General features: G+C 48.2%; 14 protein-coding genes and 3 pseudogenes. 6 read left to right on the top strand and 11 right to left on the bottom strand.

What is annotated here, in order from left to right:
- Positions 1-201 precede the first annotated feature (201 nt).
- Both A3SI_RS16020 and hemL read left to right on the top strand, forming a co-directional pair.
- Positions 202-1,860 carry an ABC transporter substrate-binding protein gene (locus A3SI_RS16020; protein ID WP_009057532.1) on the top strand — a complete coding sequence of 553 codons (1,659 nt, stop codon included), beginning with the start codon at positions 202-204 and terminating at the stop codon, positions 1,858-1,860.
- Positions 1,861-1,874: 14 nt separating this feature from the next.
- Positions 1,875-3,166 (top strand): annotated as a pseudogene (hemL, locus tag A3SI_RS16015) (glutamate-1-semialdehyde 2,1-aminomutase).
- A gap of 81 nt (positions 3,167-3,247) precedes the next feature.
- Here hemL and A3SI_RS16010 read toward each other — a convergent pair.
- From A3SI_RS16010 to tsaD, 5 genes are all read right to left on the bottom strand, one after another.
- A complete protein-coding gene (locus A3SI_RS16010; protein WP_009057530.1) occupies positions 3,248-5,452 on the bottom strand; it encodes an ATP-binding response regulator in 2,205 nt (734 codons plus the stop codon).
- Positions 5,437-5,844, bottom strand: coding sequence for an MCP four helix bundle domain-containing protein (locus A3SI_RS17890; RefSeq protein ID WP_009057529.1), 408 nt, complete (start codon positions 5,842-5,844; stop codon positions 5,437-5,439). Before A3SI_RS17890 ends, A3SI_RS16010 begins: the two co-directional genes overlap by 16 nt.
- Before the next feature lie 81 nt (positions 5,845-5,925).
- Positions 5,926-6,435, bottom strand: coding sequence for an HNH endonuclease (locus A3SI_RS16005; protein ID WP_009057528.1), 510 nt, complete (start codon positions 6,433-6,435; stop codon positions 5,926-5,928).
- Between the two features lie 48 nt (positions 6,436-6,483).
- Positions 6,484-6,948, bottom strand: coding sequence for an SsrA-binding protein SmpB (gene smpB / locus A3SI_RS16000; RefSeq protein WP_009057527.1), 465 nt, complete (start codon positions 6,946-6,948; stop codon positions 6,484-6,486).
- A 20-nt stretch (positions 6,949-6,968) separates the two neighbouring features.
- Complete coding sequence (gene tsaD, locus A3SI_RS15995) at positions 6,969-7,973, bottom strand: tRNA (adenosine(37)-N6)-threonylcarbamoyltransferase complex transferase subunit TsaD (protein ID WP_009057526.1); 1,005 nt, start codon at positions 7,971-7,973, stop codon at positions 6,969-6,971.
- Between the two features lie 13 nt (positions 7,974-7,986).
- Here tsaD and A3SI_RS15990 point away from each other — a divergent pair, with 13 nt between their 5' ends.
- The 4 genes and pseudogenes from A3SI_RS15990 to A3SI_RS15975 all read left to right on the top strand — a co-directional run bounded on the left by A3SI_RS15990 (position 7,987) and on the right by A3SI_RS15975 (position 15,737).
- Positions 7,987-12,570, top strand: a complete 4,584-nt coding sequence (locus tag A3SI_RS15990; protein WP_009057525.1) for a translocation/assembly module TamB domain-containing protein — start codon at positions 7,987-7,989, stop codon at positions 12,568-12,570.
- A 78-nt stretch (positions 12,571-12,648) separates the two neighbouring features.
- Positions 12,649-13,943 (top strand): annotated as a pseudogene (locus A3SI_RS15985) (cryptochrome/photolyase family protein).
- Complete coding sequence (locus A3SI_RS15980; protein WP_009057524.1) at positions 13,940-14,905, top strand: Smr/MutS family protein; 966 nt, start codon at positions 13,940-13,942, stop codon at positions 14,903-14,905. Before A3SI_RS15985 ends, A3SI_RS15980 begins: the two are co-directional and overlap by 4 nt.
- 13 nt (positions 14,906-14,918) lie before the next feature.
- A complete protein-coding gene (locus A3SI_RS15975) occupies positions 14,919-15,737 on the top strand; it encodes a hypothetical protein (protein ID WP_009057523.1) in 819 nt (272 codons plus the stop codon).
- A 29-nt stretch (positions 15,738-15,766) separates the two neighbouring features.
- On the opposite strand, the pseudogene A3SI_RS15970 reads toward A3SI_RS15975, so the two are convergent.
- The 6 genes and pseudogenes from A3SI_RS15970 to A3SI_RS15945 all read right to left on the bottom strand — a co-directional run bounded on the left by A3SI_RS15970 (position 15,767) and on the right by A3SI_RS15945 (position 22,120).
- Positions 15,767-16,913: pseudogene (locus A3SI_RS15970) on the bottom strand (trans-sulfuration enzyme family protein).
- A 1,530-nt stretch (positions 16,914-18,443) separates the two neighbouring features.
- Positions 18,444-18,707 (bottom strand): ComC/BlpC family leader-containing pheromone/bacteriocin, encoded by a 264-nt coding sequence (locus A3SI_RS23390; protein ID WP_009057518.1) that lies wholly within the window; start codon positions 18,705-18,707, stop codon positions 18,444-18,446.
- A 338-nt stretch (positions 18,708-19,045) separates the two neighbouring features.
- Positions 19,046-19,234: a hypothetical protein gene (locus A3SI_RS19160; protein WP_156810357.1), complete on the bottom strand. Its 189-nt coding sequence runs from the start codon at positions 19,232-19,234 to the stop codon at positions 19,046-19,048.
- A gap of 20 nt (positions 19,235-19,254) precedes the next feature.
- A complete protein-coding gene (locus A3SI_RS15955; protein WP_040671228.1) occupies positions 19,255-19,458 on the bottom strand; it encodes a hypothetical protein in 204 nt (67 codons plus the stop codon).
- 69 nt (positions 19,459-19,527) lie between these two features.
- A complete protein-coding gene (locus A3SI_RS15950) occupies positions 19,528-19,746 on the bottom strand; it encodes an HTH domain-containing protein (protein WP_040671226.1) in 219 nt (72 codons plus the stop codon).
- Between the two features lie 877 nt (positions 19,747-20,623).
- Positions 20,624-22,120: a MutS-related protein gene (locus A3SI_RS15945; RefSeq protein WP_009057515.1), complete on the bottom strand. Its 1,497-nt coding sequence runs from the start codon at positions 22,118-22,120 to the stop codon at positions 20,624-20,626.
- Positions 22,121-22,596 lie beyond the last annotated feature (476 nt).

Below are 22,596 nucleotides of genomic sequence, written 5' to 3'. Positions count from 1 at the left end.
GTCTTAAACGGGATTAAGGTTGATACAAACCCAAGAAATGAAAAAGCAAAGGCAAACGCAAATTTACGGAAGAAAAAAGCTTTTGCCCCCGGTGGCGACGCCTCAGACAGGGATAAAGTTTCTCTTTCCATCGAAAAAGTAGTAACTTCGGGGGCTATTTGAACGGTACGCTTTTTGTCCTACCCCGAAAAAAACCAAAGCATGAACTACATTGCGCTGCTTGCTTTCCTCCTGCTATCCGGCGGCACCCTTCAGGCCCAAGATGCCCTCAAAGCCTATCGAGAGGCGAAGCAAGCGATTTTAGACGAAGACTATAAAGCAGGTATGGAGGGACTCCGCCCCTACCTGGATAAAAACACCTATGGACAGCTGAGTGCCTATGCGCACATGCATTTTGCGCTAGCCGCCTTCCGAAACGAACAGTTTAATCTGGCATCCAGCACCTTACAAGCGCTCGGGCAGCCGCCTGCAGGTAAGGAAAGCGAGTGGCATTACCTACAGGCGCTCCTAAAATTCCAGCAAAAAGACTATATCGGCGGCTTGACAGCGGTGGAGCTAATCCGGGATGAACAGGTGTATGCCCGAGCTGAGGAAGCCACATTTACCTATCTGCGGCAGGCTCCGCTGAGTAGTTTAGTGGGAAATATGCGCGCTTTTCAGCGCAATAAAGGCTTTTTAGCTGCCACATCAGCGCTTTTACAGGAAAAGTCTGTCATGAGCACAGAGGAAGCGCAGGCGCTTAGTCAGATCCAAGCGAATGTCGTGGGCGAGACCGGAGCTGCATCGGTGAAGCCTACGCTGAATCGGGAGCAGTTAGACATCGCCGTGGTGCTGCCCTTTAGCTTTGGAGAGGAAAAAGGCAAGGCCGCCCTGGAGGGCAATAATTTTCTTTTTGAACTGCAGCAGGGCATGCAGCTGGCCGTAGAAGAACAGCAAAAGCGTGGGCGCAAGCTACAGATGCAGAGCTTCGACACGGAGCGCGACCCGGCGAAGGTGCTCAGCATCCTACAAGAGCCCTACTTGCGGACGGCAGATGTGATGATCGGCCCGCTCTATCCGGAGGAAACGCGCCTGATCGGGGATTTTGCGCGGCAGCGCGCCCTTCCGTTTATCAATCCACTCTCCAATCTCGATGACCTGGTGCAGGATAACCCACAGGCTTACCTGTTCCGCCCTGCGGTAGGGACCATCGCTGCCAGAATCGTGGATCACCTCAGTGGCGCACTGCAGGCGAAGCGTATCGCTCTGGCTTACAGCCCTTCCAGCCGTGATCAACTTTTAGCCGAGTCGATCAAGCAGCAAGCTGCAAGAAAAGGAATCAGGATCACTCAGGAAGAAGAAATTCGCGGGAACGGGATGCGTAGTTTCCTGGAGCGGCTGGGAATCGAGTCGCGTGAGGTACAGGTAGACGCCATCCTTATCTTGAGTGATAACCCGAGCATCGCGCAGCCCACGCTGGCGCAGGTAGAAGCCATCGATTTCGAAACGCCCATTATCGTGCCGGATAGCTGGTTGTTTTTCCCTTTTGCGAACTATGAAATGAAGGCCGAGAGTCAATTCCTATTTTTCGGCAACAACACCATCCCGCAGACGGGCAGGAAGTTGCGCCACTTCAGGGAGCAGTTTTTCGAGCGGTATCAGGCCTACCCGAGTGTCAATGCCCAACTGGGGTATGAGATGATCCTGTGGCTCTCCGAAACTTTAAGCCCTGCGAAAGGGTTAGATTTGCATCAAAACCTCAGCAAGCAGGGACTTTTCCAAAATGGCATTAGTCTCGGGCTGGACTTTCAAAAGGGCGGCAGAAGTAATGCCTATGTGCCCCTGGTGCGGCTGGTGAGGGGTGAACTTGTCATTCAATAATAGTTATAGCATTCATGCAGATTACGAAAAGTAAGGCCTTATTTGAACAGGCCCAGCACAGCATTCCTGGGGGAGTAAATTCTCCTGTCCGTGCCTTCCGCGCTGTCGGGGGCAATCCGATTTTCATCAAGCGGGCCGATGGCGCCTATATTTACGATGAGGACGATAATGCTTACATAGAATTAATCAACTCCTGGGGGCCGATGCTGCTCGGGCATAACCATCCGCTGATCCGAGAGGCTGTTATTAAAGCGATGGAAAACGGTACTTCCTTTGGAGCTCCGACCGCGCGTGAGGTGGAAATAGCTGAGCTTATCATCGCGATGGTTCCTTCGGTGGAAAAGGTGCGCATGGTAAATTCAGGAACGGAGGCGACCATGTCCGCCATTCGCGTGGCGCGTGGATTTACAGGTCGCGATAAGTTTATCAAAATGGAGGGACACTACCATGGGCATGGGGACTCCTTTTTAATAGCGGCCGGTTCGGGCGCGATTACGATGGGCAATCCTGATTCACCAGGTGTCACGAAAGGCACAGCGAAAGATACACTCTTGGCTCCTTATAATGACTTAGCAGCCATCGAACGACTCGTGGAAGCCAATAAAGGGGAGATCGCGGCTTTGATTCTAGAGCCCGTTCCCGGAAATATGGGCTTGACTTTACCTCGTGCGGGATATTTAGAAGGGCTTCGGGCGATTTGTGACCGGGAGGGTATCGTACTTATCTTCGATGAGGTGATGACCGGTTTCCGACTGGCTCCAGGAGGGGCACAGGAGCGCTTTGGGGTGACTCCAGACATGTGTACGCTGGCAAAATTATCGGAGGAGGTATGCCGGTAGGAGCTTATGGAGGACGAAAAGAGATCATGGATCATGTCTCTCCTGCAGGCCCTGTGTATCAGGCAGGTACACTTTCGGGGAATCCGATAGCGATGGCTGCTGGCTTGACCATGCTGCGCCACTTGCATGAAAATCCGAGCGTGTATACGCGACTGGAGGAAGTCGGTACGGGTGTGGTGCGGGAGATCCGCAAAGGACTGGACGCCTTAAACTTACCCTTCACCATCAACCATATCGGAAGTATGTACAGTCTTTTCTTTACTTCTGAGGAGGTCTATGACTTTGAAAGCGCGAAGAAGTCGGATACGGCCATGTTCGGCCGCTATTTTCAGGAAATGTTGCAGCGTGGGGTTTATCTGGCTCCCTCGCAGTTTGAGAGTCTATTCCTCTCGACTGCCCTTACAGAGGAGCATATCGCGCATATCGGAAGGACGAATCAGGAAGCCCTCGCCGCCCTCCAAGGCTAAGTTCAGGTTATTAGGTTTTACAACAGGCAGCGCTAAAAGCGCTGCCTGTTTTTTCTTCGGGCGGAAAATTCACAGATACGCTTATATCAAAGCCTCCCGATAACGGTCCACCGTTTCCTGAAACTCAGAACAAGCACGAAGTAAGGCCGCGATCCGGGCATCTTCCTCCTCGGTAGCGCCCGCCTTTAACGATAGCTCCAAGGCCTTCGCCTCCTCCCCAAAGTAAAAATCCACCTGGCGGAAACGACTGGCCAACTGATGCGCTATCTCCCGAACCTTCCCGTAGGCTTTGGCCTGAAAGGCCTCCGCTAAACGCTCACGATCCGAAGCCGTCACCTCACTGAAGTCTGCCAAGGTTTCCGCAAGCATCTCCTCATCCCCCATGCAGAAATCGCGTAGGGTCTGAAGGTCCAGCTCCTGAACATCCCGCTGCTGTTCCTCCGCTGCGCCATCCTGCTCCTTAGCGCGAGCCGATCCCTCGGCGCCCTCTTCCTCGCTGACAGCACGTGCTGGGGCGGGTACATCCGGAGACGCTGCGCCCCCCTTAGCTTCTGGTGCTGGCGTCTCACCCTGCCCGACATAGCGCTGAATCATCTCCATTAAGGCCCGCTCCTTAAAAGGCTTGAGCAGCAGGGCATCAAAGCCCGAGGCCAGGAGCTTATGCTGCTCCTCAGCAAATACATTTGCCGTCATCGCAATAACCGGATACAAGGGTTCCCCTCGACGCTCAGCAGCCGAGGCCAAGAGTTCCCGAGCCTCCAGCCCATTTACCTCAGGCATCTGAATGTCTAAAAAAGCCATCGAAAATGTCTCCTCAGGTAGATTTTGACTCAGCGCCTGCCCCCCAGGAAAGGCCACCACCTCTGCCCCGCGACGAGTTAATAACATGCGGAGCAGTTTCAGCCCAGAAGCATCATCGTCTACCAGCAAAATCCGATGGCCTTTAAGCGAAACCACTTCTTGACTCGCCTCCTGCGCCTGCACTGGGGCTGGACAGACAGGCAGCGGCAAAACGATCTGCACCTGGGTGCCCACCCCTTCCGCGCTTGAAACCTGAATCGTCCCCCCTTGTAAATCCACCAGCCGCTTGACGATGGCTAAACCAAGGCCCGTGCCTCCATATTTTCGCGAAATGGAGGTGTCCGCCTGACTAAACTCATCGAAAAGCGCCGCGAGCTTCGCCTCAGGCATCCCCATACCAGAATCGCGCACCTCTAGCTCTAAATTGCCCTCCCGATACAGCACCTCCACACGCACCTCTCCCTCTGAAGTGAATTTTACCGCATTCGACAGGAGATTCGACACGATCTGACTGATACGTAACTCGTCACCGATGAGCCATTGCCCTTCGGGCAAATCCAACTTCCACGCATAGGCTAACCCTTTCTCATCCGCACGTAAGCGGTAGGTATGCTTGATCTGAAGGAACAGGCGAGAGGGATCGAAGGGCTCCTCTTCCAGGCGCAACTTCCCAGCTTCCAACTTAGAAAAATCTAAGATATCGTTCACGATGTCCATCAGCATCCCCGATGCAAAACCAATCATCTCCACCTGCTCTCGGTTTTCTGGACGCAGCGTGGGCTCCTGCACCAGCATGCTCTGGTAGCCCTGAATAGCATGAAGCGGATTACGAATCTCATGCGACATGTTGGCCAAGAAATCTTGTTTTGCACGCGCCAACTCATCCGAACGCTCCTTAGCACTTTCTAAAGTATTTCGGTATTTATTCGCCCGCCGGATTTCTTTTAATATGGTGTACACAAAACCCAGGGAGCCGATCACGCCCAGAAAAACCAGCAGCGCCAGCACCGTACTCACATTACTCGTGAGGTTATAGGCATAGCGGGTCTGGTCGCGGTACTCCAGCACCACCTGGGCCTGCAGGCTGGCGATCAGCTGCTGAATCGTAGCGAAAAGCTCTTGATTTTTAAGGCTTAGATCCATCTCCATGTCAACGAACTGCTCGCGCAATTTCTGCTCGTCTTCAAACAAATCGGCGATCAGCGTTTTGATGTTCCCCAAAATAGCGTCTGTGTCGGCCCGCTGACTGCCTTCCTGCTCTACAGACAGCTTCTCGAGCTCTTCCACGAAGCTCTTGAGCTCCTCTTCCTGCTCCTTGGATTCCTCGCTAAAAATTCTCCCGCGCTTCAGGCTATCTAAGCTTGATTTATCGCGGATACGCCCTAAAAACTCTAATTCCTTTCGCTCCTGCTGCCTGCGGATGCGGCGCTCGATATCCCCTAATGCCTTTTCTGAAAAGTTCCTACTGGTTAAGTTAAACCGCACCTCCTCCAGCCTGCATACCCTACTAAAAGCTCCCGCACGGCTAAATTAATCTGCTCGTATTTTTCTTTCTCATCGGGAGTATTGGCCTGCTCGATTAGGCGCTTATGCCGCTCTTTGATGCTTTCTAAAGCAGCCGTTAGCACAGAATCCTTGTCAGAGGTCCTGTTGAGACGGGACATATCCATCAAATAAATGTCCCCTAAAAGGCCGTTTAGCTCCTGCAGCTTCTCATTCGGTTCGCTCAGCTCCTCTACCGTGTCCAGCAGATTACGGATGCTGATGTAGGTTACTGAGGCCACGGCCAAAACCAAAATAAGCGCCAGCACAAAGCCCAGGATCACCTTGGCCCCCACTTTAAAGCGTTCCCGTTTTTGTGTATCTTCCGCCATCATTTATACCCTTTACTACTCCCTCCCTCAGGAGCTTATTTTTCATCTATTTTAGGAGAGCTCAGGGCAAAAACCTCGCCAAGCTCAGCCCACGGGTTTGACTTCCAAAAAAGGGAGCCATTCCATCGCGTGCCGCTCTGCATAATCGGCTAAAAAATGGGAAAGTGTGGGTTTATAAGGGGCATAAGGCAGCCGAAACCCCACCTCCTCGGGTTTTTTATCTCCCTTATAGGTGTTACAGCGATTACACGCTGTGATGAGATTTGTCCACGATGTTTTGCCACCCTTAGAGCGCGGAATGACATGATCTACGGTGAGATTTTTTACCGAACCACAGTACTGGCACTGCCCTTTATCGCGGCGAAAAACATTATTCCGCGTAAGCAGCACCCCTCGGTAGGGAATATTTTTATAGGCATCAAGCCGCACCACCGCCGGATACCTAAAACTCCTGCTCACGGTACGAATTTCGAGTGATTCGTAGTGGGAAAGCGATGTCGCTTTATTGAGAAATAGTAATACCAACGCTTTCTGGGCCGAAACCACCGCGATCGGCGTGTGATCTAAGTTTAAAATCAACACCCTTTTTTCCATACTGTACTTGTTTACTATGCATAAAAACAAGGCCTTATGGGATTTTGTTTAGTAGGATAGTCGGCTCATTTCGCGCTTCACGTCGCGTTCTTTTATCCCTTGGCGCTTGTCATGCAGTTTTTTTCCTCTTGCCAGGGCGATTTCCACCTTTGCTAAGCCCTTATCATTCACAAACAAGCGCACCGGCACGATCGAAAGCCCCTTTTCTTCAAATTTGGTCTCTAATTTATCTAATTCCTTACGATTCAGCAAGAGTTTTCGCTCACGCGTAGCATCGTGGTTGTACACCGTCGCCATACTGTACGGCGTAATGTGCATCTGCTTGATGTACAACTCATTTCGTCTAAAGTAGCAGTAGGCCTCCGTCAGGGAAACCTTTCCCTCCCGAATAGACTTGATTTCCGTTCCTTTCAGCGTAATCCCTGCCACATAGGTGTCGATAAACTCATACTCGAAGCGGGCCTTCTTATTCTTGATATTGATGATTTTTTCAAATCGATTGTCTTTCTTCATCTTTTTTTCGACTTCAGTCCTTAAAACTTCATGCGCGCTTCCGGCACCACATCCATGCCTACAAAATCTCCTTCCAGATACTTGTAATGCGCCGCCATCGCGATCATGGCAGCATTATCGGTGCAGTATTCAAACTTCGGGATGAATAAACTCCAGCCGCGCTTTTCTGCCTCCTGCTCCAGCGCTGCACGCAGCCCCGAATTAGCACTCACCCCACCGGCGATGGCCACTTGCCGCAGCCCTAGCTCACGCGCCGCCTTACGCACCTTGCGCAGCAGCATTTCCACTAAGGTATACTGCACGCTGGCGCAAATGTTTGCCAGCTCCCGAGAGATAAACGTGGCATCCGCCTGCATCTGATCGCGAAGAAAATAGAGTACCGCGGTTTTAATTCCCGAAAAACTAAAATCATAGCCAGGCATCTCCGTGATCGGAAAGGCGTAGGCATGTGGGTTGCCAGCGGCAGCATGCCGATCGATCAGTGGCCCCCCGGGATAGGGTAAACCGAGCAGCTTGGCCGTCTTATCGAAGGCCTCACCCACAGCATCGTCCTGGGTCTGCCCGATAATCTCCATATCAAAATACCCCCGCACATGCACCAGCTGCGTATGACCTCCACTCACTGTCAAACATAAAAAAGGAAAGGCTGGCCGCGGCTCCTCGATAAAATGTGCTAAAATATGTGCCTGCATGTGGTTCACCTCGATCAGCGGCAGGTCTAGGGCATAGGCCATCGCTTTCGCAAAGGACACCCCCACCAGCAAACTGCCCAGTAGGCCCGGCCCCTTCGTGAAGGCGATCGCGTTCAAATCCTTTGGGCGGAGCCCCTGCTCCTCTAAGGCGGCATGCACCGTAGGAATCAGATGCTGCTGATGCGCCCGCGAGGCCAGCTCCGGCACCACTCCCCCATATTTTTCGTGCACAGATTGTGTCGCGATGATATTATTAAGTACTTTGCCATTAGAAATGAGTGCAGCAGAGGTTTCATCACAGCTAGACTCGATCGCCAGAATGTTAATCGCCATTGAATAGAGTTCCTTGGAAAATAAAGCGAAAGTTACGAAGAAATTATGGAACGGCCTGAATGCCTTCCTTCGCTTCCTTCTGAAGGGGACCCTCTACTTGCTGCTTTTTCTTCTCCTCCTGCTGGTGGCGCTGCAGCTGCCCACCGTCCAGACCTTTCTGAGCACACAGCTGACAGCCTTACTTTCAGAACGTACGGGGTTCCGCACAGAAATCGACCGGGTGAAAATACGCTGGTGGGATGCCGTGACCTTAGAACGGGTCCGCATCTATGACCCGCAGGATAGCCTTATGGTGAACATGCGGGAGATTTACCTGGACTTCTCCCCACGGGTGCTCTTCGACGCCGAACAGCCTGGCATCGATGAAATTCGCTTTAAATCCGGACAGGTGCGCCTGCTCCAGCATGAAGGTGTGGAGGGCATTAATCTGGCTAACTTTATCTTCCGCATCCAAGAGCTCTTCGCCTCTGAAAAGGAACGAACGGAACAGAAACAGCAGCGGTTTTACATCGGCCGTGTACACTTCGAGGAAGGCAGCGTAGACATACTCAATTATGGCGCTGAACCTTTAGCCAGAGGCTTCGATTACAACAGGCTGCGCTTCCGGGAGCTGCTGACTGAAGCGGAAAAAATCTCCCTGGAAGGCTCGACCCTGAGCTTCCAGCTGAACTACTTGCGCGGCCAGGAAGCTACCGCGGGAGTCCCGATTCAACAGTTGCAGACCCACTTCACCTACACCCCGACGGCGATCGAGCTGGACGCCCTCTACCTGCGATCGAACCGAACAGAAATTCGCGACTACCTGCGTTTCGAATATGCCAAGCTCTCCGCGCTCTCCTCCTTCACCCGGGAGGTGCAGCTTTTCGCGAAGCTCAGCGAAGCGAACCTAGACATAAAAGATTTACGCTATTTCAGTGAACAGCTTCCAGCCATCGAAGACCGCCTGGTGCTCAGTGGTGAAATTACCGGCACCATCGAAGACCTGCGCTCCGAGCAACTACTCATCCGCTTCGGCGAGCGCAGCGCCCTTTTCGGAGAGTTTAGCATCCGCGGACTCCCCAGTCTGTCCACCACCTACTTCGAGCTTGCCCTACGTAATTCGGTCATGTACAGCAGCGACCTGCGCCCCTATGTCCAGGAAGGCACCTACCCCGAAGTGGCCAAGCTCCGCGACATCCGCTTTGACACCTTTTTTAGCGGATACACCCGCGACTTTCAGGCGAATGGCAGCTTCCGAACCGGTATCGGGCAGGCCAGTGGCTCCATTCGCTACACCCACAGCGGTGCCGAGCCCACCTACCAGGGACGAGTTCAGGTGCGGGACCTAGACCTAGGACGCCTACTGGAAAACCCCCTGCTCCAAAAAACCAGCTTTAATGGACGCATCCGCGGGGAAGGCCTCAGCATCGAAAAAGCCCTACTTTCCGTAGATGCCGACATCCAGCGCCTGGGAATTAAAGGCTACACCTACACCAACATTCGGACGAATGCCACCTATGGTTTAGACCTCTTCAGCGGCGAACTGCAAGTGGCCGACCCGAATCTGAAAGCCGCTTTTTCGGGAACCCTGGACCTCCGAAATGGCCGCGACTCGGTAAATCTCTACGCCAGCATCGACACCGCCTTCCTCGACCGCCTAAACTTGCTCGAAAAAGAAAGCTTCCTCAGCGGTGAAGTGGATGTGGACGTGCAGGGACTCAGCCTGGATGCGATCGAAGGGATCGCCCGCTTTAAAAACATCCGCCTCGGCTATGAGGGACGTGAACTTAGCGTGGACAACTTTTTCTTCCAGTCCCTTTTCACCGGAGAGGGGCGTACCATCAGCCTTAACTCAGACCTACTGGTAGCCGCCATAAATGGCAATTTCAAAGTGGAAAGTCTGGTGCAGGATGTGGTGGCCCTCGGCCAAAACTACTGGGCGCAGCTGACGAATGACCGCGAAAAACTCCGTAATCTCTCCCAGGCCAGAGAGGCAGAAACCTACGCCATCGACCTTTCGGTGAATCTAATCGAAATCAACCCCCTGATGCAGCTGTTTGTGCCGGATCTGGGGCTCTCGCCCAATACTTCTATCCTCGGACGCTTCCGCCAAGAAGCCGGCACTCGGCAGTTTGAGCTCAAAACGGACATCGACACGCTCCGCTATGGCACGAATCAGCTGCTTAAAAATGACCTGCAGTTTATCACCACCAAGCGCATGGCAGATAATCGGGTAGAAGCCCACCTCTTGCTGCGCTCCGCAGAACAAAGTCTCTCGAATGGGCTAATCTTCTCCGATGCCTCCTTTCTGGCAGACTGGCAGGGAGACACCATCGATCTGCGCTACCAGCAGGTACAGGAGAGCACGGCCAGCTACATCGACCTTTCCGCTGACCTGCAGCTCTTTCCCCGCTACAGCTCCCTGCGGCTGGCCCCCTCCACCTTTCAAGTCATGGAGCGCATCTGGCGCTTCGAAGAGGAAAATGAGATCATCATCCAGCCAGAAGGCATCTTCTTCGATAATGTACGGCTACAGCAGGAGCAGCAGTTCATCGCCTTAAATGGCGCCCTCCGCAGCGATTCCGATGAAGTACTCGAGCTGCAGATCGAAAACTTTAACTTAGATTTTTTTAACACCCTCAGCCTAAAAACCTTCACAGGCACAGCGAACGGCATCTTCTCTCTGAACCGCAGCGAGGGTAGAAATGACATCAACGGTAACCTACGCCTGAACCGCATCACGATCAATGATTTCCTGCTGGGAGATGTGGAGCTGGCCACCTACTTCGCCGAAAATACGCTGAATGTTAACCTGGAAAACTACCGCGAGGGACAGGAAGTACTGGCGCTGAGCGGCACGCTCGCCGGCGAGGAAAATTTTCTTAACCTGCGGGCACGCCTACAGGGAGCACGTCTGGATATTTTAGAACCCTTTCTGGAAGACTATGTGCGGGAGGTGGACGGAACGGTGAGCGGAGACCTGCTCGTCGGCGGCAGCCTCGGACAGCCGCTGGTGCGAGGAGATGCACGCCTCGAAGAAGGCAGCTTTCTCCTAGACTATACCCAGACCCGCTACGCACTAAACGGCACCATCCGCTTTACGGACTCAAGTATAAACCTGAGCGGACTGACCCTTCGCGATACCTTTGGGCGGAACGCCCGCATCCAAGGAGCCATCCGCCACCGCTTCTTTAGCGATCTGCTGCTCGACCTTAATGCAGACCTACGAAATGTGCAGCTTCTAAATACCGATGTGCGGGATAATGAACTCTTTTATGGGACGGCCTTCGCGACAGGAAACATTCGTATCGATGGCCCACTGAGCGACATCGTCTTCGAGGCACGCCTGCGCTCGGAACCGAATACCGCCATCTACATCCCCCTCGGCAGCTCGAACGTGCAAGCCCAGGAGGACTTTATCCGCATTTTCGAGGTGGGGGATACCCTCGCGCGAGAAAGTGCCGCCGATCAGCGCCGCGAACGTAAAAACTATCGGCTGAACTTCTCCTTAGACATCACCCCAGACGCGTATGCGGAAATCCAGGTGGACCCACGAACAGGTGAGCATATCCAAGGGCGCGGACGCGGCGTGCTGGACCTGGGTATCGATAACCTGGGAAATTTTACCATGAATGGCACCTACGAAATCACCGAGGCCAAGTACAATTTCTCCCTGTATAATGTCATCCGTCGCGAATTCAGCGTGGAGCCAGGCGGGCGCATCTCTTGGTTCGGAGATCCCTATGAGGGGGTGATGGACCTGCGCGCCTTCTACCAAGAAAGCGTCTCCCTCCTCTCCCTACAGGCGAATGCTCAGGGGCTGGAATCGGAAGATGCCCAGCTCCGCCGCCGCTGGCCCCTACGCGTGCTGATGCGCCTAAATGGCAATATCCTCTCCCCTGACATCGATTTTGACTTCGATTTTAGTGAATTCCCCGAGGGAAATATCCAAACCTACATCTCCGCCTTTAAAAACCGCATCCAAAACGACGAGCAAGAAAAAAACCGCCAGGTATTTTCGGTCATCATGATGCGCTCCTTTTCGCCCGAAGGGCAATTTTCTGGCGTCACCAACTTGGCCTCCTCTAACCTCAGCCAGCTGCTCAGCTCCCAGCTAAACAGCTTTATCGCCCAGGTGGACCAAAACCTCGAGGTGGACATCGATTTAGCCACCATCGACCAGACTGCCCTGGAAACCTTTCAGTTGCGCGTGGCTTACACCTTCCTGGACGGGCGCCTGCGCGTCACTCGGGATGGGGGCTTCACAGACCTGCAGGGAAATGCGGACATTAACAGCATCGCCGGAGACTGGCAGGCCGAATACCTGCTCACTCAGGACGGGCGCTACCGCATGCGCATTTATAACCGAAATAATTTTAATACCTTCACCTCGCTTTCGCTGGCGCAAAATGTGGCCACCTATGGGGTCTCCCTCTCGCAGACCTTGGCCTTCAACAGTTTCCGGGAGCTCTTTAACCGCATCCGAAACCGCATCACCGAAGATGGACCCACAGCCCCGGAGCGCCCGAACCCCTTCGATGCCGACCTGCTATTCCGATCGGAAGAAGAGGGATGGATCCCGATCGACCTGCAGCAGCTCCCGCGTCCGAAAGACTAAGCAGCTGGGAGAACGAAGGTTCTGCACTAGCGCAAACAATTTGCCCGCAAGGGCTATTTGTATGACAAGAGCATATGTATGGAAAATATCACGCTATTTTGGTTCCGAAGGGACCTACGACTAGAAGACAATACCGGCCTGGCAGCAGCCTGCCGGGAGAAAAAGAATGTTTTGCCCCTATTTATCTTCGACCGGCATATCCTGGATGAGCTAGAAGACCGCTCCGATGCCCGTGTCCAGTTTATCCACGAACAGGTGGCGGCGCTGCGGGAGGCCTTCCAAGCCAAAGGAAGCAGCATGGAGGTGCACTACGGGCTTCCTGAAAAAATTTTCCCCGAGCTGCTGAAGCGCTACCGGGTGGAGGCCGTATTTACGAACCGCGACTATGAGCCCTACGCACGCTCCCGCGATGCCCAAATCGAGGAGCTGCTCGAAGAGGCCGATATCCCTTTTCGAACCTTTAAAGACCAGGTGATCTTAGAAGAAGGCGAAGTGCTGAATGGCTCCGGAGAGTTTTATAAGGTCTTCACCCCCTACAGCAAAGCCTGGCGCGCCAAATTCAAGGAGCTGAGCTTAGAGGAACAGAAGCTGGACGAAAAGGCCTTTTTTCAAACCGAACCCTTGCCCTTTCCAAGCTTGGAGGATATGAACTTTACGCGCAGCTCCATCCAGATTCCACCGATGGACCTGAACGAAACCATCGTAAAAAAAAATACGACGAGCTGCGTAATTTCCCCGCACGGGCGGGCACCACACGGATCGGAATCCACCTGCGCTTCGGGACGGTGTCCATCCGCCAGCTGGCAAAAAAAGCACAGGAACTTAATGACACCTACCTGAATGAGCTCATCTGGCGCGAGTTTTACATGATGATTTTAGCCCATAACCCGCAGGTGGTGGACGCTGCCTTCAAGCCAGCCTATGATCAAATCCCCTGGCGCCACGATGAAGCGGATTTTGAAAAATGGTGCCAAGGCCAGACGGGATACCCCATCGTAGATGCGGGCATGCGGGAACTAAATGCCACCGGCTACATGCACAATAGGGTGCGCATGATCGTAGCCAGCTTCCTGACGAAGCATTTATTAATTGACTGGCGTTGGGGAGAAGCGTATTTTGCGAAAAAATTACTTGATTTCGAGCTCTCCTCGAATAATGGGGGCTGGCAGTGGGCCGCAGGGACCGGTACGGACGCCCAGCCTTACTTCCGTGTGTTTAATCCCAGCGCACAGGCAGACAAATTTGATAAGGAGGGAGCATACATTAAAAAATGGGTGCCCGAGTACGGGACATCCAAGTATCCCAAGCCCATGGTGGAGCATAAATTTGCGCGGGAGCGCGCCATACAAACGTATAAAGAAGCATTAGGATGAATATAGGAGATCGGGTACGGCTGCTACACGGCCAAGAGGAAGGTGTGATCACGAAAATCTCGGGCAGTGGCCGCGTGGAAGTGGAAATCGAGGATGGTTTCCGCATCCCCGCCATGCGCAATGAGGTGGTGGTGATCGCACAAGCGGAGACCGCGTTTTTTGGTAAAAAAGAGGAGCAAGTACCGGATTTTGTACCGGGGAAGAAGGAGAAAGTTACCTCTCGGGAGGGCTTGGTGCTGGCCTACCTGCCCATAAACGATGACCTGCTCGCAGTGTACCTCTGTAATGCCACCTCTAAGTCGTACCTCTGCTACCTTTCGGAGCAGTATGGGGAAAATGCCATCACCCTGCTCGCCGAGCGCCTGGATGCAGGAAAAAGCCTAAAGATCGGTGAAAAAAGCATCAAAGCCTTTCAAGAGTGGCCCCCGATGAAGGCGCAGTTTATTCCGATCAACTACAAAATCGAGCGTGCACTGCCTCCCTTTGAACGTAGTTTTAAATTTAAGGCAACCACCTTTTTCAAGCAGAAAGGTACTGCGCCGCTGCTCCAGAAAAAGGGATACGTCTTCGAACTGCTGCAGCATACCCGCGAGCTGGACGTGCTGGCCCTGAATGAAAGCTTGCAGGCCCTCTCCCCGACCGCTCAGGCCCCTGCAGTTCCGAAGGTAAAGCGACCACCTGCCGCTGTGGACCTGCACATCGAGCAGCTGGTCACCGACTCCGCAGGCATGAGTAACGGAGAAATGCTTCGACTCCAGCTGCGTACCTTCGAGGAGCAGCTAAATGCGGCCATTCTTTCGGGTATGGATGAAATCACCTTTATCCATGGGATCGGAAATGGGGTGCTGCGCAAAGAAATTCACAAGCAGCTCGGGCAGTGGAAGGGCATCGCCTACTTTAAAGACAGCCAAAAAAGCCGTTTTGGCTATGGTGCCACCCTGGTAAAAATCACCCACTCATGAACACGAAGTCCCTATGAGTCAGACGCTACCCTCCATATTCGCGATTTGTGATAAGCAGTACCAGCGGCTGGAAGAGGCGCTGCTGGCAGTAGGTAAATTATACAAAAGCAAGCGCGCCGCAGAAGCTGAGGAGGCGCTTCTATTCTTAGAGATCTATGCCGCCCTCGTGGGACGCTTGCGCCAGAGGGAGGAGCTGCACCTACCCGATGCATTTAAACGCTTGCAGCGCTACTTTCGTCGGACGCGCCACCTGAAGGCCATCGAAAACCAGTACGCCCATTTCGGAAAGGCTCTGGCCCTGCGCCTACCCAGTTATGCCCAGGCCTTGGAAAAGGAAAAGCTCAGCTTGTACGCCGAAGCGTTCGAGGAGGTGCACACCCTCACCCCTGCCGCCCATGCGGCTTTTTACAAGGCCCTGCATAAGGGCAGCAAGGCGGTGGAGCCCTTGACCCTGCATCAGACCAGCCAGGCCCTGGTAGAGGAAGAGCTGGCCTTTATTCGTTTCTGTGATGGTGACCTCTTGGACGCCCCACAGTGGAGACAGGTGTATGAGGCCCTGCAGCGGGTGGTGGTTCTGGAAAATATCCGGCTCTCAGTAGGTTTGGAAAGCATTTTTCTGCCCGAGATGCATCAGCGCTTTACGGAACTGCTTGTAGCGATTCGCCACTGGTTTGAGGTGCAGCTTTTCCTGCAGCACTTGTCCTATTTCGTGTCCATGGAAGAGCAGACACAGGAGGCCTATCGCACGTTTTTGGCAAAGGTGCGCGCACGGCGCAAAGCACAGGTAGCCCACTCTGCCAGCCTCTTAAAGGCCATCACCAAGTGCCTGTAAAACCTGCAGCCAAGGCCTCGCTCATCGGGCTAATGCGCACCCGCTAAGGCCTGTTCTAAATCGGCGATCAAGTCCTCGGCATCTTCGATGCCTACGCTTAATCGGATGAGGCTATCGGTAATACCCACCGCCTCGCGCGCTGCTTTCGGGATGCTGCCATGGGTCATGGTAACGGGGTGTCCGATCAGAGACTCGACACCCCCTAAAGATTCCGCCAGCGCGAACAAGCGACAGCGCCGCATCAGCGCTAATGCACGTTCTACGCGATCATCCACTAAACGAAAGGAGAGCATACCACCGAAGTCACGCATTTGTGCTTTGGCCACCACGTGGCCCGGGTGATCTTCCAAACCAGGCCAGTAGACATGCTGTACAGCTGGATGTGCCGCTAAAAACTCGGCTACGGCTCGGCCATTTTCACAGTGGCGCTGCATGCGTAGCGCCAGCGTTTTGATCCCACGTAGCGTCAGAAAACAATCTTGAGGGCCAGGAATCGCACCACAGGTATTTTGAATAAACGCCAGACGCTCCGCCAGTTCCGGATCACGGACGATCACCGCCCCCATCAGCAAGTCTGAATGCCCCGCGATGTATTTGGTGAGCGCATGCATCACGATATCGGCACCTAATTCTAAGGGGTTTTGAAGATAGGGACTTGCAAACGTATTGTCCACAGCAACCCAAATGTGCTGTCCGCAAACCTGTTCCACGACAGCTCGAATGTCTAAGATTTTCAAGGTCGGGTTAGTGGGTGTTTCCATCCATATCATCCGAGTTCTTGCATTTAACTTTTGGCGAATGGCAGCTGAATCGGATAGGTCGACAAAATGAAAATGAATACCATAGGCTGCGACAACTTGAGTAAACAGGCGATACGCTCCACCATAAAGGTCATGGGTAGCGATAACCTCATCACCAGGGCGGAGTAAGCGCATCAGGCATCGATGGCGGCCATTCCTGAACCAAAACAGTAGGCGGCACGACCTCCTTCTAAGGCTGCCAAATTCGCTTGCAGGGCTGCCCGAGTCGGGTTATCTGCTCTGCCATAGGCGAAACCTTGATGCTCACCGGGGGAGGACTGCTTATAGGTGGAACTTTGATAGATGGGCGTCATCAGTGCCCCGTGGCAGGATCAGGCTGTAGTCCTGCATGAATGACTTTGGTACCAAATTTCATATGCGTGCTGCTCTTTACATTCAAAGATGCCGTATTTGCGCTAAACCATAAAGTTTCTCCCTTATTTTTTTCAACTAATCCCCATACCCCTTAATCGAGGGCAAAAGACACTGCCCTGGACAGCGCTATACCAGCGTTAGACAGCTGGCCAGTACACCAAAATACAAGAGGCGTTACCCTTATTTCCCTTACTTCCCAGCCACCCACCTAGTCCATTCTTCCCTCGGCGTGTATGTCAGGCGCGCCAGCGTCTTTAGGTTGACAACTTAAAATCCTGAAAATAACGTACCACTTCGGTAAAAGTAAAAGTATCCAGAAGAGCTCATGTTTAAACCACGCGATATAAGACCACGAAGAAAAAGGGTTCAGCCAAATAGAGATGTTTATTGGAAAAAAATTGAGAAAACTATAATTTATAAAATGCCAAAATACTATAAAAAAATAGCATTGCAAGGCTTTTTATACCCCTGTCAAAAAACCAATAAATCACAAAAGAAAAACAGGTTAAAAATAAATAATGCTCGATGATAGACAGTATCAGCTGCATATCAAAACCTGCACTAAGCCAAATAAATAAAATAGAGGATGAAATAAAAAGGAGATTTTCAAACGTTAAAGAATATCCTTTTACCAGTGCAACTAACGGAAGGTTTGAACTGGAATCCTCGAAATGTCCCCTAATAAATAAATAGTAAAAGGGGGCTGATAAAAAAAATATCCCAAACCCGTTAGTAACTAAAAGCAGCTCCTCCGCTAGAAACTCGTCCCAAAAGTTAAAATAAATTAACAGAGAGAAAAGCAAAGCTGTAGCAATAAACAGGAACCTCACGATATTTAATTCTATAAAATAACGCATAAATTATTAGTTTAGTAAAGACATAATATACAAATAAACAGCTAACTATATTATTTTATTCATTTTCAACTCAAACCACCGTAAATAATATGCGGTAAATATACAAAATAGATTCCATTTTGTATTCAATCAGCTGAATGTCGCCTAAGATGTTATATTATAATTCTGAAATAATCATCTTTGCTCCTTTTGTAATTTATTCAACATGAAATCTAACACCTCCATTATAATTAATGCTGAAAAAATAAAATATCAAGCTAAATTTTTATCATAAAACAGTAGACCTATAGTAATAAAAACTACCATTAAACGTGGCACCGATTTTATTTTACTTTTTTTATAATTAATAATTAATGTTATAGTCACTAAGACAGCTTAGATGGTCCTCCTGTCTTCTTCTTTTCGATCAACTCTAACAAGAGTTTGGTTCGCTCATAATACTTCAATCCCACCACGGTATTCCTCTACATAGCCCAAACCATATACTTTTAAACGCATAACACTCCTTAAACTCCAAATATAATAATTAGGTTTTAAAATAGTATTCTGAATTAAGCAGAAAAAAAGGGGCACCAGAAGCTATCAAAACCATTAAACCCAAATAAAATAATAAAATAGTAAAAAAACGAAATAGCAATGCACTAGCCCCCACTAAGTAATCGAACACAAAATATTTAATTCTGTAAATTTACGTTGACAATAAAGAGGGAATTTTTCAAGAAAAGAAGCTGAAGGTTCGTAAAGAGGCCGAATCGAGCGGAGTTCAGGCTACTTTGAATAAGCACAGTGTCTTTCCTGCTACCTTTACTAAGGAAAAAGAAATAGGAAACCCTGGCACCTACTGGCCATACAGCTACCTTAGCCACTAAAGACCAAGCTCCTCCGTTGATGGTATTTAATGCATCATTTCTCAACTCAATAAAATTATTATTTTTCATTCTTGTAAAGCTAGCATACACTTAAATGAACAATCTCGATGAGGTCTTTAAAACCTTTAGTTAAAGATTAAACACTTATCGGTATGGTGGTCGTCTTTTGAATTCAAATGATCCTATTTTTTACCATAAATTATTTTTTTATTGACAAGAATAGAATACATCACAAGTAAGATGACCCAAACGTATAAGATTTTGTTAAAGATATTGCCATATTCAGAGAATGTCCCAATAATCACAACCATAGTTATTATCGAAAGGATAATTAATTTTAATTTCTTCATAACATAAATTATTTAAGATAGTTCATAAAAAAGATTTTTGAACTATCTTGTGATCTTTCAATATGCAACACATGCTAAAGCAACAGCCGAGATAGCAATTGTTCCTCCCCACCCCATAGGGTTCCATAAATTAGCGACAGCTCCTAGCGAATAAACTCCTGCTGCTGCAGCAAATCCATTACAAAATGCAGTGACTCTATCACCACCAGATACTTCTTCTAATCGTAATTCTTGTAACTCTTTCATTTTTTTGTGATTTTAAATATCTAACAACGCTTCCCTAAATAGGTAATTGCTAAACCTCCAAAAGCTCCGACTCCTAAACCAACAACAAATCCAATTCCACCACCTGCTATTGTACCAGCAAGAGTTGCCCCCGCTAAAAAAGAAACAGAATCACTTTGACAGTACTGATTCAACAACCCACCACTCAGCATCTCCATTCTGTTGTCAATACTTAACTCTTTCATAACAAATTTAATTTATTTGAAAATTTATTTAACTATTCAAATATAATTTCATGTCGGTGACATTTCTTGTCACCTATTTATTTTTTTTTCTAAAAAAATGTAACCGCCTGATTCCTTACAATAGATGATTTCATAAGGAGAAGAAAGACGTAAATCATCCAAAATCCTATAAACCGTTCTCTTGTGAACTTGAAGCTTTTTTGCCAGCTCAGATGGTCCTCCTGTCTTCTTCTTTTCGATCAACTCTATCAAGAGTTTGGTTCGCTCATAATACTTCAATCCTGCCACGGTATTCCCCTACATAGCCAAAACCATATACTTTTAAACGCATAACACTACTTAAACTCCAAATATAATAATTAGGTTATAAAATAGTATTCTGAATTAAGCAGAAAAAATGGGCACCAGGAGCTATCAAAATCATTTAACCCAAATAAAATAATAAAATAGTAAAAAAAAAACGAAATAGCAATGCACTAGCCCCCACTAAGTAATCGAACACAAAATATTTAATTCTGTAAATTTACGTTGACAATAAAGAGGGAATTTTTCAAGAAAAGAAGCTGAAGGTTCGTAAAGAGGCCGAATCGAGCGGAGTTCAGGCTACTTTGGAAAAGTACGTTGCTCTAGAGCGGAATCAATGTTCTGCCTTGAGGCACGCCCATTTTACTAGTTTTAAAGTTAACATCTATCCCCACTCCTGCATTGAGGTATTTGTGTATCAAAGATACAACCCGTCCGTCTTTAATAGTGCGTGAGACCTTCCGTGGGAAGCTAACACACTTTCACTCCATGTCCCCGCCTCATCTACATGCGAACGTCCGTGTAATCTTTGGACTTTGTCTTGTATGGCAGACTCATCCCGTTGGATATGCCTGATGAGATTCGTGTTCATCGGGGCGGAGTTTTGCCGCCAGCTTCCTTCAGATTCCACCTCGCCGTGGACACCCTTGCTTTTGGCTAGTGGTTGGCGATTACCCCTCCCAGAGTGGACTTTTACCAACTAGTTGATTGCCATGCACGGCAGACAAATAAGAGGGTGGAATTGCAAATTCCACCTAGGGTCTAATTGAACTTCAGATCTGCAGAGAATAAATTACGCCTAGAAGGGAAGAAAATTTGAGTCTCAATTTGAATTAAAATCATATCAATTTCTTTCCTAGTTTTAGGATTTTAATTTGGATTTCATTTCTGAAATCAAATTTTCCGGATATCCAAGGTCCTTCAAGACAATTACAGCATTTGTAGTGGTTAAAATTCCCTTTTTTATTTTATAATCATAATTGTATTGAAAATCACCTTCAGTACCTGAAAAATAAAAATAGATAAATCCATTTAGCAAAAGAGGTAACTGTAAGTCATGGGTGGTACAAATAACCTGAGATTTATTTCTAATTAAATAGTTTAAAATTACAGAAGCAATTACCTGTCTTTCTTGAGGATTGGTACCACTAAAAATCTCATCTATCAAAAAAATATTATATTCAGGATCACCAACTTTATCACACATTAACTTAATCAATTCAGCTTCTCGATAAAATAAGCTTTTATTTTCAATAACACTATCACTCTTGGAAATTGAAGTATAAACCTTAGTTTTAGGTAAAGAAAGATATTTCCCGAAGAAGCAATTGATAGTCATTGCCAAAATGGTATTGATCCCCAAAGTCCTTAGGAAGGTACTTTTTCCTGACATATTTGCTCCGGTAATTAATATCCCTTTTTCGTAAAAATCAAAATCATTTTTAACCCCGTCTGGAATTAAAGGGTGAAAAATCTCTCTTCCGACAAAATGAAAATCATCGGTTTCTGTGGGAATATTTACATTGAGAAATTTTTTTCTTATTTTGTGAATTGAAATAACCAAGTCTATATGAGAAATAAAAACAAAATTATTTTTTATCATGTCTAATTTTTCCCCTACTCCATTCCTAGCAATTTGAATGAAAATAATCTCCAAAAGAAACATGGACTTAACCAATTCAAAGAAATAATCTATCATTTGAGACAGTTCTCCCAATGAACTGATATTTATTTTAAACAAACTACATTTTCTAATAAGAAAGTTAAGCCCATTTTTATCTGGGGTAATACCCATGTTTAATCCATTTCTTTCTAATAAACCTGAAATGGATCTTACCACAATCAATAAGGTGCCAAGTTCTGCATATTTGACTGAATCTGATAAAGTATTAAGTTTTTCTCGATAATGAAAGTAGAAATTGATAATCATATTTATGATTAAGGGAATAATCAAATTCGAATTAAAGAAGATTAATATCGTAAGTGAAATCGAAGAAATGGACAATAGGATGTAAAATAAAAAAATACTACTTTCGGACTTTTTTGGGTTTAGAAACAGATCGCAAAAATGGTAGGAATCATTTTTTGAAATATATTCTAACTTCTTTGTTATTTTTAGTTCAATTAAAGGATTGTCTTTTATTTCATTTACCCCGATCTCAATTTTAGAGTCTATTAAGGATCCTTTCTTTATATTTCTTAAACTTTCATATAAATATTGCTGTCCGTATTTTGTTGTTGTGTAATCAATAGTCTCAAAAACTTGGTCCATATTTAGATCATTCCACGTAGACTCCGATATTTGGTGAAAATAATCTTTTTGTTGGTCTTGATCAAAAAACCTTTTGATATATTTCATGTGCGTTTAAATAATTTTAACATAGGCTGAATATAAAATTCTTTTAGATACAAGGAGATTAATTATTATTGAAAATAATAACAGAGAAGGCGAAAAGAGAAATAAGTAAAAAATTATAAGAAAAAAAAGAAATCACATAGATAAGCAGCAGTGTAATTAAATGATATCTAGGTAATTCGAAATTTATAATAAAGTCACCTTGGTCTTCAAAGTAAAGCGTTCTGTCAACGAAGAAAAAGGTCAATTTCAATTCTTGTGTATTTAAGAATATTTTTTTGATTTTCTTCAAATTTGTTTGTTCTAATTTTTTTGAAAAATAAAATCGACCAATGAGGAGATTATGGATATTTTCATATTTAAAATAAGATTTATAGGCTTTCTTTTAAGAAAGCCTGTTAATAATTAAATATCGAAAGTTGTAAGCAAAAGCCAAACCGCAAGTAATGTATGCCAAGGGAGCMACTCAAACCTACTGA

It is taken from the genome of Nitritalea halalkaliphila LW7, assembly GCF_000265075.1.
Taxonomy (GTDB): Bacteria; Bacteroidota; Bacteroidia; order Cytophagales; family Cyclobacteriaceae; genus Nitritalea; species Nitritalea halalkaliphila.
This window is presented reverse-complemented; position numbering and strand designations above follow the sequence as displayed.

Coding starts and splice junctions, on each gene's coding strand:
- A3SI_RS16020 (WP_009057532.1), top strand. CDS start 202: ATGAACTACATTGCGCTGCTTGCTTTCCTCCTGCTATCCGGCGGCACC.
- A3SI_RS17890 (WP_009057529.1), bottom strand. CDS start 5,844: ATGATGGCGGAAGATACACAAAAACGGGAACGCTTTAAAGTGGGGGCC.
- A3SI_RS16005 (WP_009057528.1), bottom strand. CDS start 6,435: ATGGAAAAAAGGGTGTTGATTTTAAACTTAGATCACACGCCGATCGCG.
- smpB (WP_009057527.1), bottom strand. CDS start 6,948: ATGAAGAAAGACAATCGATTTGAAAAAATCATCAATATCAAGAATAAG.
- tsaD (WP_009057526.1), bottom strand. CDS start 7,973: ATGGCGATTAACATTCTGGCGATCGAGTCTAGCTGTGATGAAACCTCT.
- A3SI_RS15980 (WP_009057524.1), top strand. CDS start 13,940: ATGAATATAGGAGATCGGGTACGGCTGCTACACGGCCAAGAGGAAGGT.
- A3SI_RS15975 (WP_009057523.1), top strand. CDS start 14,919: ATGAGTCAGACGCTACCCTCCATATTCGCGATTTGTGATAAGCAGTAC.
- A3SI_RS23390 (WP_009057518.1), bottom strand. CDS start 18,707: ATGAAAAATAATAATTTTATTGAGTTGAGAAATGATGCATTAAATACC.
- A3SI_RS19160 (WP_156810357.1), bottom strand. CDS start 19,234: ATGAAAGAGTTACAAGAATTACGATTAGAAGAAGTATCTGGTGGTGAT.
- A3SI_RS15955 (WP_040671228.1), bottom strand. CDS start 19,458: ATGAAAGAGTTAAGTATTGACAACAGAATGGAGATGCTGAGTGGTGGG.
- A3SI_RS15945 (WP_009057515.1), bottom strand. CDS start 22,120: ATGAAATATATCAAAAGGTTTTTTGATCAAGACCAACAAAAAGATTAT.